Origin of the sequence: Arthrobacter sp. Bz4, assembly GCF_003075455.1 — a bacterium.
GTDB lineage: Bacteria > Actinomycetota > Actinomycetes > Actinomycetales > Micrococcaceae > Arthrobacter_D.
This window is the reverse complement of the sequence record NZ_QDAE01000001.1, coordinates 162,638-177,683: the sequence shown is the minus strand read 5'-3', so window position 1 is coordinate 177,683 and position 15,046 is coordinate 162,638. Positions and strand designations below refer to the sequence as shown.

The 15,046-nt window shown below is 64.9% G+C and carries 13 protein-coding genes; 9 read left to right on the top strand and 4 right to left on the bottom strand.

Annotated elements, in window-relative coordinates:
* Position 1: 1 nt before the first annotated feature.
* The 4 genes from DDA93_RS00855 to holA all read left to right on the top strand — a co-directional run bounded on the left by DDA93_RS00855 (position 2) and on the right by holA (position 5,921).
* A complete protein-coding gene (locus DDA93_RS00855) occupies positions 2 to 1,090 on the top strand; it encodes a DegV family protein (protein WP_116777836.1) in 1,089 nt (362 codons plus the stop codon).
* 72 nt (positions 1,091 to 1,162) lie between these two features.
* Entirely contained in the window at positions 1,163 to 2,101 is a 939-nt protein-coding gene (locus DDA93_RS00850; RefSeq protein WP_116777835.1) for a helix-hairpin-helix domain-containing protein, read from the top strand.
* Between the two features lie 150 nt (positions 2,102 to 2,251).
* Entirely contained in the window at positions 2,252 to 4,816 is a 2,565-nt protein-coding gene (locus DDA93_RS00845; RefSeq protein ID WP_165802541.1) for a ComEC/Rec2 family competence protein, read from the top strand.
* Positions 4,817 to 4,955: 139 nt separating this feature from the next.
* Positions 4,956 to 5,921, top strand: a complete 966-nt coding sequence (gene holA / locus DDA93_RS00840) for a DNA polymerase III subunit delta (RefSeq protein WP_116777833.1) — start codon at positions 4,956 to 4,958, stop codon at positions 5,919 to 5,921.
* A 271-nt stretch (positions 5,922 to 6,192) separates the two neighbouring features.
* Here the strand turns inward: holA and rpsT are convergent, their stop codons facing one another.
* Both rpsT and DDA93_RS00830 read right to left on the bottom strand, forming a co-directional pair.
* Positions 6,193 to 6,453, bottom strand: a complete 261-nt coding sequence (gene rpsT, locus DDA93_RS00835) for a 30S ribosomal protein S20 (protein WP_019482781.1) — start codon at positions 6,451 to 6,453, stop codon at positions 6,193 to 6,195.
* 234 nt (positions 6,454 to 6,687) lie between these two features.
* Positions 6,688 to 7,167, bottom strand: coding sequence for a type II toxin-antitoxin system PemK/MazF family toxin (locus DDA93_RS00830; protein ID WP_116777832.1), 480 nt, complete (start codon positions 7,165 to 7,167; stop codon positions 6,688 to 6,690).
* A gap of 185 nt (positions 7,168 to 7,352) precedes the next feature.
* Between DDA93_RS00830 and lepA the strand changes: the two genes are divergently transcribed.
* The gene (lepA, locus tag DDA93_RS00825; protein ID WP_116777831.1) at positions 7,353 to 9,206 is read left to right on the top strand and encodes a translation elongation factor 4; all 1,854 of its coding nucleotides are present in this window, start codon (positions 7,353 to 7,355) and stop codon (positions 9,204 to 9,206) included.
* A 2-nt stretch (positions 9,207 to 9,208) separates the two neighbouring features.
* Positions 9,209 to 10,438, top strand: a complete 1,230-nt coding sequence (hemW, locus tag DDA93_RS00820) for a radical SAM family heme chaperone HemW (RefSeq protein ID WP_019482779.1) — start codon at positions 9,209 to 9,211, stop codon at positions 10,436 to 10,438.
* A gap of 4 nt (positions 10,439 to 10,442) precedes the next feature.
* Here the strand turns inward: hemW and DDA93_RS00815 are convergent, their stop codons facing one another.
* Positions 10,443 to 10,874, bottom strand: a complete 432-nt coding sequence (locus tag DDA93_RS00815; protein WP_024475925.1) for a DUF4870 domain-containing protein — start codon at positions 10,872 to 10,874, stop codon at positions 10,443 to 10,445.
* An 87-nt stretch (positions 10,875 to 10,961) separates the two neighbouring features.
* Complete coding sequence (locus DDA93_RS00810) at positions 10,962 to 11,828, bottom strand: DUF3097 family protein (protein ID WP_116777830.1); 867 nt, start codon at positions 11,826 to 11,828, stop codon at positions 10,962 to 10,964.
* A 150-nt stretch (positions 11,829 to 11,978) separates the two neighbouring features.
* On the opposite strand from DDA93_RS00810, the gene hrcA reads away from it, so the two are divergent.
* The 3 genes from hrcA (at position 11,979) to DDA93_RS00795 (ending at position 14,984) form a co-directional block, all read left to right on the top strand.
* Positions 11,979 to 12,992, top strand: coding sequence for a heat-inducible transcriptional repressor HrcA (hrcA, locus tag DDA93_RS00805; protein WP_019482776.1), 1,014 nt, complete (start codon positions 11,979 to 11,981; stop codon positions 12,990 to 12,992).
* 106 nt (positions 12,993 to 13,098) lie between these two features.
* Positions 13,099 to 14,226: a molecular chaperone DnaJ gene (gene dnaJ / locus DDA93_RS00800; protein WP_019482775.1), complete on the top strand. Its 1,128-nt coding sequence runs from the start codon at positions 13,099 to 13,101 to the stop codon at positions 14,224 to 14,226.
* A 2-nt stretch (positions 14,227 to 14,228) separates the two neighbouring features.
* Positions 14,229 to 14,984: a 16S rRNA (uracil(1498)-N(3))-methyltransferase gene (locus tag DDA93_RS00795; protein WP_116777829.1), complete on the top strand. Its 756-nt coding sequence runs from the start codon at positions 14,229 to 14,231 to the stop codon at positions 14,982 to 14,984.
* The last annotated feature ends 62 nt before the right edge of the window (positions 14,985 to 15,046 follow it).

Genomic DNA, 15,046 nt, shown 5'->3' with positions numbered 1-15,046 from the left:
CATGCGGGCCGACAAAGCAGTGAAGTCTCCAGCAGGACAGGGTGGTCCGGCGTTGGCTGAACCACGCCCGTCGGCCTCGGAACAGCCACCACGGACGCCGGCAAAAACCGGTTCTGCGGCCTGGTACTCGATGAGGTGGCTGGAGCGACTGTGGGTCCGTCCGTCGGGAACCCGTGCCGCGCAGGAGGCCGCCGCACCGTCCCGCATCGCTGTGGTGACTGACTCGGCCGCGGCCATACCGCCCGAGTGGCTGGCAGCCGGGGGTGCCGCGCGTGGCGTCGTCGTCGTGCCCATGCCGGTGATGATCGCCGGACGAATCTTTGGTGAGGGCACGGACGACCTGACCGGGCCGCTGTCGGTGGCGTTGGCCGAAGGCGCCGAGGTGCGCACGTCCCGGCCGTCGCCGGGCCAGTTCGAGAGTGTCTACCGGCGGCTCGAAGCCGACGGAGCGACGGGAATCCTCTCGGTGCACCTCTCGGGCGACCTATCGGGGACCACCGACGCGGCGCGCTGGGCGGCGGCGGCCGTCTCCATCCCGGTGGAGGTGCTCGACTGCCGGACGGTCGGGATGGCGATGGGTTTCGGGGTGGCGGCGGCCCAGGCGGCTGCGCGTGACGGGGTCGACCTTGCTGGGGCGTCAGCGGTAGCGCGCGCGGTCTGTGATTCGTCGACGCTCAGATTTCTGGTACCCAGCCTGGAGCAGCTTCGTAAAGGGGGCCGGATTGGCACGGCAGCGTCCATGCTGGGAACACTGTTGTCGGTGAAACCGATCCTCAGTGTGCAGGAGGGACGGATCCTGCCGCTCGAAAAGGTGAGGTCCCTGCCCAAGGCTATTGCCCGCCTGTTGGACCTGGTGGAAGCGGACCTTGCCGGGAGGCCCGGTGCCGTGGTCGCCTTCCACTACTTCGGCAATCAATCCCAGGTGCAGGAGCTGACACTGAACCTCCAGGAGCGCCACCCCGAAGTTCGGACAGTCCTGGCGCAACTCCCGGCAGTGCTGGCTGCCCACACCGGACTGGGAGTCATCGCTATCGCCGTGGCAGGGCGGATTGACGACGACGGCGACGCTGGACCGTCCACTCCCGACTGACTGCTACTGGGTTTACCCACATACGCAGCCGTCCGGTCTCCTTCCCCTGGCGGTAAATCCTAGGCTCGACCCATGGCCAGACATCGTTGGGCAACCAGCCCACCGCCCCGCGGCGCTTTGGGGTGTCGACAGGATCCGATCGGGGCTGCTGATCCCTCCCAGGGATACGAGGATTTCGAGGCTTTAGACCCGCCCGGTCCGCCAGCCGACAGTGGGCGCCGGTGGGCAATCGGTCGTGGCGTATCCTTCGTGGTGCTTGGTCTGGCACTTGCGATCGCCTTCGGGCTTTTCCTGTTCCGGGGCGGGCCGGCACCGGAAATCACCTCGGTAGCGCTGGATAGTCCGCTGGCCGGGCAGCCGGCACCTCCGGCCCACGCGTCAGGTGCACCAGCCTCATCGAAACCCACGCCGTCAGGTGCACCGTACTCGGGAACACTGTCTTCGGGAACACTGTCTTCGGGAACACCATCCTCGGGTGCACCGCCTGCCGGGGCGCAGCCAGCTGGAGCACCGCGCTCAGGGGCTCCGCCGCCGGGGGAGGAGGCAGCCTCCGAACGTCTGTTCGTCCATGTTGCGGGGGCGGTGACCCGTCCCGGAATTGTTGAACTCGCCTCAGGATCCCGCGTCTTTGAGGCGATCGATCAGGCCGGGGGAGCACTCCCCGACGCCGATCTCGCCGCAATCAACCTGGCCGCTCAGATACAGGATGGTCTGCAGATCCGCGTACCCCTGCAGGGCGAGACCCCGGCTCCGGTTGCGCCCGATGGCGCAGCCAACGGCGGGTCGCCCGCGAATCCTCTGGGTTCCACTGGCCCGGCGGCCCCGGTGAACATCAACACGGCTGGAGTCGTCGAACTGGAGACACTTCCGAGGATTGGCCCGGTGCTGGCAGAGCGGATCGTCCAATGGCGTGCCGCACACGGGGCGTTCACCCGGCCCGAAGATCTCGACGCAGTGCCAGGCATCGGTGAGGCCATGCTCGCTGCACTTCTCCCACTGGTCATGGTCTAGGTCATGGTCGAGGTCATGAGACCACGGCACAACTGGACGAGGTATGTCCGGGCCGCGACGGAGGGGGCGGACGCCCGAAGGGGCGCCCAGACAGGCGACGCACCGGTGGTGTGCGGTGCTGCTGCGACCGACCCTGTGGCAAGCGTCCCTGTGAGCGGCACTATAGCGGGCCGTGCGGCAGCGACACTGACGGCGGCGCGCAGTCGAAGCACACCGATCGGCCCGCTGGCGAGCTGGCGGAAGAAGTTTCTGCGGGAGAAGCGGGGTAGGGACACCCGAACAGCCGTTATCGAACCCCGTCACCGGGACTTACGGTTATTGCCTGCCGCCGCGGTGGCGTGGATCACGGCAGCAGGGGTGACCCGGCTGGACGCCTCCTCCGCACTGCTCGGCGCCGTTGTGCTGGCGACTCTGGCCCTTTGCAGTGTGATCGGCTGCCTTGCATCGGGCAGAGTCAGGCGGGTGGCGGTACCCTGTGTGGTGCCGCTGGCCATCGCTACCCTGGTCTGCGCGCCCGCCTCAGCCAGCCTTGCCGCACGGACCTCCGGCCCGGTATCGACTGCGGTCCAGGAGCAGTCCGCGATCACCGCTGTTGTGCACGCGACGTCGGATGCAGTGATGATCAGCCCCGACCGGTTTACCGGATCCTCCCGGTTTATGGTGGAAGGGACGTTGACGGCTGGAACGCTTGACGGGGTCAGGTTCACGGCGGGTACGCCGGTGGTGGTGATTGGCCCGGCGTCCTGGCAGCCGGTCGCCGCGTCTGACTCGGTGCGCACGGCCGGGCGCCTGCTACCCACCAAACCCGGCGACCGGGCAGCCGCACTGCTCATCGCCGCGACCAGCCCGCAGGTGACCTCGCCTGCCGGCTGGACTACCGTTCCAGCCGAATTAAGAACTGACTTTTCGCAGCTTTCTTCCCGGCTGACGGGGGAGGGCGGGCTGCTGCCAGGCATGGTCATCGGCGACCGGAGCACACTGGACGAAAGTCTGGCAGCAGATATGCAAACCACCGGGATGACCCACCTGACAGCGGTCAGCGGTGCCAACTGCAGCTACCTGTTGGCCTTCGTTTTCCTCGGTGCCCGCGCTCTGAGACTGCCGCGACTCCCGTCGGCGGTCCTGGGCATCCTTGCACTGATTGGTTTCGTCATCCTGGTTCGACCCGAGCCAAGTGTGTTGCGCGCAGCGCTGATGGGCGGCATCGGAGTTGCTGCGGTGCTATCCGGGCGAGGGAAAGTGCCGCTGGCACTTTTGCTGCTCACCGTGGTGGTCCTCCTTACCATCGATCCCTGGCTGCACGCCTCCTTCGCGTTCATGCTGTCCGTTGCCGCCGCGGCCGGATTGATCCTGTTCGGTCCGGTACTGGCATTGAGGCTGAGCCGTTTCATGCCGCTGCTGGTCGCCCAGCTCGTCGCTGTTCCGATTGCGGCGCAACTGTTCTGCGCGCCGATCCTGACGCTGTTGCAGCCAACTCTCCCGCTGTACTCGATTCCGGCGAACCTCGCAGCCAGCCCGGTGGTACCGTTCGTCACCATCGTGGGGATGGCGGCTGTCGCGTTGATCGCCGTCGCGGAACCGCTGGCGGTACCCCTGGTCCTGGCGGCCGGTTGGGGTACAGCGTGGGTAGGCGCAGTTGCAACCTTCTTCGCCTCGGCGCCCGGGGCGACCCTGCCGTGGGTAGGCGGTCCGGTGGGAGTGATTCTCACCGGAATGCTCTCGGCGGCAATCGTGCTGGCGGTGACTTTCAGCCCCCGGCGCCGGACTGTTACTCCCGGCCCAGGCAGGTCGACGAAGGTGAACCCTTCACGCGGGTCAAACCGGAGCGAAGCCCATTCCGGTCACGGCAGGATCGGTGCCCTGCTGTGGCTTGCGGTAGGTTGTGTGGCGGGCCTTGCCGCCGTCACCCTGTGGCCCCCGGGCAGACCAGACAATGGAACCTGGCACATTGCTGCCTGCGACGTCGGGCAGGGCGACGCCTTCGCTGTCCGGACCGGCGAACGTAGCGTGATCCTCATCGATACGGGCCCCGAACCGGACGCCGTCGACGCTTGTCTGGACCGGCTGGCGGTCGACACCGTGGAACTGCTCGTGCTGACCCACCTTCATGCCGATCACTATGGTGGAATCGAAGGAGTGTCGAGGGACAGGACGGTGCAGAGAATCCTGTACTCCTCCTCAGAACCGGCACTTCCCACGACTGTCACCGCGGTCCCTGCGCAACAGGTATCACCCGAGCGGCTCATTGCCGGCATGACTGGAGAACATGGCGACGGTGGCTCCTATGGCCGCGTCAGTTGGACGGTGCTCTGGCCAGAGGCCGGAGCACCAATAGATTCCGAGAATAATTCCAGCGCTGTGCTTGACGTCGTCATCGACACTGACGCCGCCCCCGATGTGGCCGTCCTGCTGACTGGTGATCTGGAGGAGGACGCGGCGCGTGCCATGTTGAGAGCCAGCCCCGGACTCAATGAGCGGGGGGTGCAGATCCTGAAAGTAGCCCACCACGGTGCCCGCAACGGTGGGCTCGACCTGGCCCACACCCTCAAACCACGGCTCGCCCTGATTTCCGCTGGCCGGGATAACGACTACGGGCATCCACACCCAACTATCACTGCCGGATTGTCTGCGGCGGGGATTACCGTGGCCAGAACCGACCAGCTGGGAACGTTTCTGGTTTCCATTCAGGACGACTCACTCCGCGTCCACCGTTGACCCGCTTGTCCGCTTTGCCGCAGGTCCCGCCCGTGGCACAGTTGACGCTGAGGACTCGTTCCATCTACCAACCACCAGGAGCAACTACGTGACTTCCAGGCCCGCCGCATCCCGCAGGGAATCAGCTGGAAGCTCAGGGATGCACTGGCGAACCGTTGTACCCGCACCAGTGGTGCTGCTCAGCGGCCCCGAGGAGTATGCCGCCGGCCAGGCAGTCGAACGCATTCGTCGCAGCCTGCGGGATGCACGTCCAGACCTTGAAGACGTGAAGCTGGACGCCGGCAAGTACGAGGCAGGCGATCTCACCATCCACGGGAGCCCATCCCTGTTTGGGGAGGCCAAATTGATCGAGGTGAGCGGCCTCGCCCAAATGAACGACGACTTTCTTCAGGACACGCTCGGATACCTGACCGATCCTGCCCCCGATGTCGTGCTGGTGATGCATCACAGCGGCGGAAACCGTGGCAAGAAGCTTCTTGACGCACTCAAGTCTTCCGGGGCAACCGTTGTCGACTGTCAGCCGTTGAAGAAGGACTCGGACAAGACAGACTTTGTTGTCGAGGAGTTCAGGGCCGCGGGCCGGCGGATCGGCGGTGGAGCCCTGCGGGCGCTGGTGGCAGCGGTCGGGTCCCAGCTCGCCGAGCTGGCGGCAGCCTGTCAACAATTGATTTCTGATACGGCCGGTGAAATCACCGAGGAGACCGTCGAGAAGTACTACGGCGGCCGGGTGGAGGTCACCGGGTTCAAGGTGGCAGACGCGGCATTGGCTGGCCGTGGAGGACAGGCCCTGTCAATGCTCCGGCATGCCCTGGCGACCGGCGCCGATCCAGTACTCCTGACGGCGGCCCTTGCGATGAAGGTCCGGGCCGTAGCGAAGGTCCATCAGGTGCGGGGGAGCTCCGCCCAGCTAGCAAAAGAGCTCGGGATGGCGCCCTGGCAGGTAGACCAGGCCCGACGCGACGCCCAGCGCTTCAGTTCCGAAGGTCTGGTTGAGTGCATTCAGGTGCTTGCGGAAGCCGATGCCCAGGTGAAGGGCGCCTCCCGGGATCCGGTGTACGCCGTCGAACGCGCAGTCACCACCATCGCCCTCGCTGGCCGCGGCTAGCGGCTCTGTACGGTCTGAAGTGCCGCTAGGCCCGGACGGCGCTCCGAGTCACTGCGCACCCGCTTGCCCTCTCTGCGACCTGAACGTACCGCGCCTGACCCGTCTCGCGCTGTAGATACCGTCTCGCGCTGTAGTTATATGTGGCGCGGCAGCCGTTTTAGGCGGCGTTGGTCGGTTGAAGGCGCGTAAGGCGAAGGGATCAACCGGTTAAACGACAGATGGCCGGCCCGAAGGCCAGCCATCTGGAAATCGTCGAACGATTAGGCTCTGGTTAGAGAGCGTTGACCTTCTTCGAGATCGCAGACTTGTGGTTCGCTGCGTTGTTCTTGTGCACGACACCCTTGCTGACAGCCTTGTCCAGCTTGCGGCTTGCCGACTGGAGGAGGCTGGTTGCAGCTTCCTTGTCAGCGGAACCGATCGCAGTGTTTACGGCGCGGATGGCCGTTTTCAGCTCGGACTTAACCGAGTTGTTGCGCTGGCGCGCCTTCTCGTTGGTGAGAATGCGCTTTTTCTGGGACTTGATATTTGCCACGTATTTAGAACTCTCTTTGTATTGCGGACTGGTCGTGAGGGTAATTCAGTTCAACCAATGACTGAGCGGCGTGGGGATACCGTAGGCGATTGGACTAAAGTGCCCGTCGACCTGCGCGGACACACAGCTGTCTAGATTACCAGAGATGCACGGATTAGTCCCGGCAGCCGGTCTGTCTGAGCGCGGCGCCGCATGTGGAAGGTCCCGCATGGAAAATTGGGCAGCCACAATGACTCAGCCCAGCCGCGCCACCACACGATCAAACTTCGCTCGGGGGAGTACAGCACCGATCCGCCTGACATCCGCCGGTGTCAGTTGAATGATCCGATCGGTTTTCACTTCGCTCGGTCTGCCCTTGACGTCCCACGAGCCGGACCCGATATCGACGTAGGCCGGATCCGATCTGCCGGTTCCATTCCGGTCGCGGCTAGTCAGCGTCAGTCCCAGCAGCCTGCCCCGGTGGTTGCCGATCAGCAGGACCGGGCGGTCCTTGCCCTGACGGTGGTCCTCTTCATAGGGCACCCAGGCCCAGACAATTTCCCCCGCATCCGGGACATCATCGGCTCGGGGCGAATAGCTGACCTTCGGGGTGCCGGTGAAATCACCAGGGTAGGCGGCTGGTTTCCGGGCCGGTCCGGATCGCCGCTTCGGCGGCTGCAGTGCCCGCACAATGGTGCGGGCCAGCCGCAGGAAGGATCGGGAATCAAATGACATGCGGTAAAGGATACAGTTTGCCCAGTCCAGGCAGTTCCAGATCACCCGCCAGCTCGTGGGAGACTGTTAGCAGGGGCTGGTTTAACAAATCCCGCCCGAGAGGTGGGTTCACCTCGCTCCAAACCCTGTCGTTGTAGTTGAAACGGTTGCCGCGCAGCAGCCCTCGCAACAGTAAGGAATGTCCAGTGTCACCCAAGGCCCGCACCTCACCGGTGCCCGCCGCCACTGATCCGGCGATTATCAGAAACTTCTGCATCATCGCGCACATCGATCATGGGAAGTCCACCCTGGCGGACAGGATGCTGCAGCTCACCGGCGTCGTCGAGCAGCGTGACATGAAGGCCCAATACCTGGACCGGATGGACATCGAGCGTGAACGTGGCATCACCATCAAATCCCAGGCGGTGCGGCTGCCCTGGGAACTCGACGGTGTCAGCCACGCGCTGAACATGATCGACACGCCAGGCCACGTTGACTTCACCTACGAGGTTTCCCGGTCGCTCGCGGCCTGCGAAGGGGCGATCCTGCTGGTCGATGCCGCCCAGGGGATCGAAGCCCAGACACTTGCCAACCTTTACCTGGCGATGGAAAACAACCTCACCATCATTCCGGTCCTGAACAAGATCGACCTGCCCGCCGCCCAGCCCGAGAAGTATGCTGCCGAGCTGGCGAACCTGATCGGTGGCGATCCCGACGACGTCCTCAGGGTCTCCGGGAAGACCGGTATGGGGGTCGAAGCACTGCTGGACAAGATTGTCAGGGACCTGCCGCCTCCTGTTGGTGACCCCAACGCCCCCGCACGGGCGATGATCTTCGACTCCGTGTATGACACCTACCGCGGTGTCGTCACCTACGTCCGCGTGGTCGACGGCATGCTGCATCCCCGCGAGCGGATCCAGATGATGTCCACCCGCGCCAGTCACGAGCTCCTCGAAATTGGCGTCAGCTCCCCGGAGCCCACCCCATCCAAGGGGCTTGGAGTGGGTGAGGTCGGCTACCTCATCACTGGTGTGAAAGACGTCCGGCTGTCCAAGGTGGGTGACACGGTTACCAACCTGGCCAAGCCCGCCCAGGCGTCCCTGCCCGGATATGCCGATGCGAAGCCCATGGTCTTCTCCGGTCTGTACCCGCTGGACGGCACCGATTACCCGGTGCTTCGCGACGCGCTGGAAAAGCTGATGCTCAACGATGCAGCGCTCGTCTACGAACCCGAGACCTCCGCGGCACTGGGCTTCGGGTTCCGGGTGGGCTTCCTCGGGCTCCTTCACCTGGAGATCACCAGGGAGCGGCTCGAGCGCGAGCATAACCTCAACCTGATCTCCACGGCACCCAACGTGGAATACCTGGTGACACTCGAGGACAAAAAGATGGTCCACGTGACCAACCCCAGCGAGTACCCGACCGGGAAAATCGCCGAGGTCCGCGAGCCTATGGTTTCGGCGACCATCCTGGCGCCCACCGAGTTCGTCGGTGCCATCATGGAGCTGTGCCAGAGCCGGCGCGGCGTGATGGGCGGAATGGATTACCTCTCCGAGGACCGGGTGGAGATCCGGTACCGACTGCCACTGGCCGAGATCGTGTTCGACTTCTTCGACATCCTCAAATCCCGGACCCGCGGGTACGGCTCGCTGGACTGGAAGAGCGACGGCGACCAGGTCGCCGACCTGGTCAAGGTCGACATCATGCTGCAGGGCGAGCAGGTCGATGCGTTCTCGGCCATCACCCACCGCGACAAGGCCTACGCCTATGGCGTCATGATGACCGGCAAGCTGCGTGAACTCATCCCACGGCAGCAGTTCGAGGTCCCCATCCAGGCGGCCATCGGGTCACGGATTATTGCCAGGGAAAGCATCAGGGCCATCCGCAAGGACGTCCTCGCGAAGTGCTACGGCGGTGACATCACCCGTAAACGCAAACTTCTGGAGAAACAGAAGGAAGGCAAGAAACGGATGAAGATGGTGGGACGCGTCGAAGTCCCGCAGGAAGCCTTCATCGCAGCCCTCACCACCGACGAGTCCAAGGACAAGGTCAAGAAGTAGCAATGCCAGGTGCCCTCCCTCTTGGCTTGCCAGCGCCGGAAAGCGGCCTGCTGCCGGAGCAGGCCGCCATCGGCAGCGCCGACCGGAAGCTGGGGCTCTACGTCCACATCCCGTTCTGCGCCGTGCGCTGCGGCTACTGCGACTTCAACACCTACACGGCCACTGAACTGGGTGGGGGCGCATCGCAAGACCGCTATGCCGCAACGGTCAGCGCTGAACTGGACCTCGCAGCCGGTGTCCTGACCGCTTCCGGCACCGCGCCACGCCAGCTATCGACAGTGTTCTTCGGCGGCGGCACTCCCACCCTCCTCCCCGCAGCCGATCTGGCGACGGTGCTGCGCACCGCTGTCGGGCACTGGGGCCTCGCACCAGGCGCTGAAGTCACCACGGAGGCCAACCCCGATTCGGTCACGCCCGAGTCACTTGCGGTGCTGGCGCAGGCGGGTTTCACCAGGGTGTCGTTCGGGATGCAGTCGGCTGTTCCGCATGTGCTGAAGGTACTGGACCGCACCCATGCGCCCGAACGGGTGCCACTGGCCGTGCAATGGGCGCGGGAAGCCGGGCTGCGCGTCAGCCTTGACCTGATCTACGGCACCCCGGGGGAGTCCGCAGCCGACTGGCAGCAGACCCTTGACGCGGCGCTGTCCTACGGTCCGGACCACGTCTCTGCCTACGCACTGATCATCGAGGACGGCACCAAACTTGCGGCCCGGATCCGCCGTGGCGAGGTGCCCGACATCGACGACGACGATCACGCCGAGAAGTACGCCCTGGCCGAACGCGCGATGGCAGCCGCCGGACTGGGATGGTACGAGGTGAGCAACTGGGCCCGCACACCTGCGGACGAGTGCAGGCATAATCTTGCCTACTGGCGTGGGGACGACTGGTGGGGAGCTGGTCCCGGCGCGCACTCGCATCTGGGCGGTGTGCGCTGGTGGAATGTGAAGCACCCGACCGCGTACGCCCAGCGCCTCTCAACCGGAGTGTCACCGGCCGCTGGCCGCGAAATCCTGGACGCGGAGACCCGCTACACCGAGGACGTGATGCTTCGCGCCAGGCTGCGCGAGGGTCTACCAACCCGGGTGCTGCACCCAGGGGGGCGGCTCGCCGTCGCCGGATTGATTGCTGATGAACTGATCGTTGCAGCGGAGGCCTTCGCCGGAACGATCACGCTCACTGGCAAGGGCCGGTTGCTCGCCGACGCGGTCGTCCGCAGGCTACTACCCGACTAGGTTCCTAACGGAAGAGCCGCAGGTTGAACGCGTACCGGTAGGGGCGGCCACGGTTGACCTGGATCCCGGCAATGACCGAGGATACGGCGATTGCCACCCAGATCAGGGCGTTGACGACGGCGAACATGCCGCCGACCGCTGGCAAGAGGGAGAGCAGCCAGGCCACGAACGCCAACACCGTCGGCGGGAAGGTGAAGTTGAACGCCTCCCGCGCTTCCTGGGCGGTGAAAGGTCCCCGGTTCTTGAAAATCAGCAGGATGAGCAGCGACGGAATGAAACCGAGGATTCCCCCGAAGTGCGACAGGGTTGCCCACTGCCGGTCTTCCGTCGCGGTCAGAGGCAGGGCATTCGCCGGGGCACCCTCAAAAGCGGATCGGGGCTGGCCGTGGCCGTCCTCGGATCCGTGGTGTCCGTGCTGGTCGGCGGGGTTAGACAACTGAACATCCTCTATTGCTTCGGGGCAGCCTTGATCAGGAGCCTTCCTATCTAGGATACTTCGTCGCCAGCAAACGTGCACTGGGGCTTAAATTGTCGCGTCGAAATCTCCGGGAGGGGTCAAAAAATCGATCACTTCTTCGACCCGCCCGAGCAGCGACGGCTCAAGGTCGGAGTAACTATTGACGCACCCCAGCAACCGCTTCCAGCCATGTGCCACCGCTGCCTTGTCGGCGTTCGGCCAGCCGAGACCGGCGAGTATTCCGGTCTTCCAGTCCTGGCCCCGTGGTACCACCGGCCACGCGGTGAGCCCGACGGCCGCCGGCTTGATTGCCTGCCACACATCGACATACGGGTGTCCCACCACCAGGACGTTGGCGGCGGCTCCCGGAACCTTCATGGCTTCCTGGGCGATGCGCTGTTCCTTCGACCCCGCTACCAGATGGTCGACGAGGATACCGAGCCGGCGGTTCGGTCCAGGACTAAAGGTGCGGATCATCCCGGCAAGGTCGTCAACGCCGTGCAGCGGCTCGACGACGATCCCCTCAAGACGCAGATCGTCGCCCCACACTTTTTCGATCAGCTCAGCATCGTGCTGTCCCTCCACCCAGATCCTGCTGGCCCGGGCGGTCCTCGCGCGGGCGCCCTCCACTTTGACCGATCCCGACGCCGTCACCTTGCGGGCTGGCGCTGGTGGTGCCAGCGCGGGTGCCACCACCTCAACGGGCCCGCCGTCGACGTGGAACCCGAACCCGAGCGGGAAAGTCTTGAGTCTGCCGCGCCGGTCCTCGAGCACCATGACGTGCATGCCACCAGATTTCTCCACCCGGACCACTGCGCCAACGTAACCGCTCTGCACATCCTCCAGAACCAGGCCCCGGCTGACCGGAACCTTTGGCAGGGAAACCTGGCGGGGGGCTGAGATGTCCTGGGCGCCCCATTCATAACTGGACAAAATTGTTGCTCACTTCCCGACTCGCCGCTGGACGGTCCGGCCAGGGATTTTCAATGCTAACAATCCCTTCGAACGTACTAGACTTGGCACTTGGGCGTGTCGAGTGCCAGATCTGCCGGAAGAGACAGTAGACGTGTGCGGAGGTGAAAAGTGAGCGAACCACGCAGACTTGAAGTGTTGCGTGCCATCGTCGAGGACTATGTGCATTCCCGCGAGCCTGTGGGCTCCAAAGCACTCGTGGAGCGGCATCAGCTGGGGGTATCATCGGCCACCATCCGTAATGATATGGCTGTCCTGGAGGAAGAGGGGCTGATCACTGCGCCCCACACCAGCTCGGGTCGCATCCCCACCGACAAGGGCTACCGACTGTTTGTCGACCAGATTTCCGAGGTCAAGCCTCTGTCTGCTGCCGAAAAGCGCGCCATCCAGGCGCTCCTGGAGGAGGCAGAGGATCTCGACGACGTCATGGACCGGACAGTGCGGCTGCTCTCCCACCTGACCAATCAGGTGGCGGTGGTCCAATACCCACATCTGGGTAGCGCAGCCGTCCGGCACCTGGAGTTCGTCCTACTGGCGCCCAACCAGGTACTGGTGGTGCTCATAGCGACCAACGGAACAGTCCAGCAGCGGGTTGTCCCGCTGCCCGAACCGGTGCCCGAATCATCCCTCGCCGAGCTTCGGCAGCACTTCCTCGGTTCCGTCGCCGGCACCAAGCTGGCGTCCCTTCCGCAGGAACTCGCACTCGCCGTGGGAGCCCTGTCGTTCCAGCAACGCAGGGCGGGCACCGTGCTGGCGCGGGCGCTCGAACAGTTGGCAGGTATCAACCGGGATGACCGGATTGTGATGGCTGGTACAGCCAACCTGGCCCGATCCACCGTAGACTTTCCTCTGAGCATCGGGCCGGTGCTCGAGGCCCTGGAGGAGCAGGTAGTAATGCTTCGCCTGCTTTCCGAAATGAAGCAGGATGCGTTTGGCGTCTCGGTGCGGATCGGCCGGGAGAACCCGCACGGCGGCCTCGCTGAAGCCTCGGTGATTGCCACCGGATACGGTCCCGACTCGTTGGCCAAGGTAGGAGTCCTTGGACCAACCCGAATGGACTACCCGACGTCGATGTCGGCGGTGCGGGCGGTAGCCCGGTACCTATCGCGGATCCTGACGGACTAACCCTGACGTAACCGCATCAGCGAACTTGTTGTAGAAAAAGTCGACCCCATACCGGCAGGGCACCAAGCCCTGCACCGGTCAGTGACATAGGAAGTGAAGTGCAGGAGTGAGTAATCACTATGAAGTCCTCGGTGTGAACCGCGATGCGAGCGGCGAGGAAATCAAGAAGGCCTACCGCAAGCTCGCGCGAAAGCTGCACCCGGACGTCAACTCCGGGCCGGACGCCTCTGAAGAGTTCAAATTGGTCACCCGTGCCTACGAGGTGCTCTCGGACCCGCAGAAACGGCGTGTGTATGACACGACCGGCAACGAGAACGGGACCGACAACGGATTCGGCGGCGGACACGCCGGGCCGGGCTTCGCCTTCCAGGACATCTTCGAAACATTCTTCGGCGGCGGTGGCGCCAGCGGCCCGCCGTCGCGCACCCGTCGCGGCCAGGACGCCCTGATCGCCGTACGGATCGACCTGGTCGACGCCGTCTTCGGGATCAACAAAAAGATCGACGTCGATACCGCAGCAGTGTGTCCCACCTGCGACGGGTCCTGCTGCCAGCCCGGCACTTCCCCCCGAACCTGCGACATTTGCGGCGGGTCGGGTCAGGTGCAGCGTGCGGTGCGGTCCATCCTGGGCCAGGTCATGACCAGTGCCACGTGTGGCACCTGCCAGGGGTACGGCACCGTCATCCCGAACCCCTGTAACGAATGCAACGGCGACGGTCGGGTGCGTAGCCGTCGGAGCCTCACCATCAAGGTGCCCGCAGGCGTGTCGACCGGCACCCGCATTCAACTGGGGGGCCAGGGCGAGGCCGGTATGGCCGGCGGACCGCAGGGCGACCTCTATGTGGAGATCCGGGTTAACCCGGACCCCTCCTTCCTCCGCGAGGGTGATGACCTCCACGTCACCCTCAGTGTGCCGATGACCGCCGCCGCCCTGGGCACCACCGTGAACCTCGCCTCCTTCGACGGCGACCAGGAACTGGGGATCAAAGCAGGCACGCAGTCGGGCGAGATCGTGACTCTTCGCGGACTTGGCGTCACCCACCTCCGCGGGTACGGGCGTGGTGACCTCAAGGTGCACCTGAACGTCGAGACTCCGCGCAACGTTGACCAGGCGCAGGAAGAGCTGCTGCGCAAACTTGCCGAACTCCGCGGCGAGGAATTTGTCGAGGGTCAGCTGGCCAGCAGCGGTTCAGGGGTGTTCGCGAAGTTGCGGGAGCGGTTGGGTAATCTCTAGGGGTGAGCAACGCACTCTACTTCGGAGACCCTGAGGCGCTGGCTGCTGTCTTCCCCGGAGCCAGTTTCACCCTCACCGGGGCCGAGGCCCGGCACGCGGCGACCGTGAAACGGCTGGCAGCCGGCGAGACGATTGACGTCGCCGACGGCCGCGGGCGCAGAATCGTCGGCGTGGTCACGGCCAGCGCCGGGCAGGAAGTCACCCTCGAGGTGCGAACAGTGATTGACGAGCCGGCCCCCGCCTGCCGTCTCATCCTGGTGCAGGCACTGGCCAAGGGGGACCGGGATGAACTGGCGGTCGAGGCCGCCACTGAACTCGGCGTCGATGCGGTGATTCCCTGGCAGGCGGATCGAAGTATTGTCCGTTGGCGTGCCGACAAGGCGCTCAAAGGGCAGCGAAAATGGGAATCCACGGTGTGGGGAGCCGCCAAACAATCACGGCGTGCAACCCTCCCCGAGGTGCTGCCATTGCACGACAGCGGGTCTCTGGCAGCCTGGCTTGCCGGCGTGGACCTCGCCCTGATCCTCCACGAGGACGCTGAAACTGGGGTTGGGGCACTGGTTGGGCCACAGGCCGACACCCCGCCCACCAGCATTGCAGTGGTGGTCGGCCCCGAGGGGGGCATCAGCGGGCAGGAGCTGGAGCTGTTCGTGTCGAACGGTGCGCATCCGGCCAGGCTCGGCGGCCAGGTGCTGCGCTCCTCCACCGCCGGACCCGCCGCCCTCGCGGTCCTGAGCCAACTGCTGGGCCGCTGGTAGCCGGTTCGGTTCCGTGCTCACCCGGGAATAAGGTCCCGTGCTCACCCGGGATTAGCAAGCCC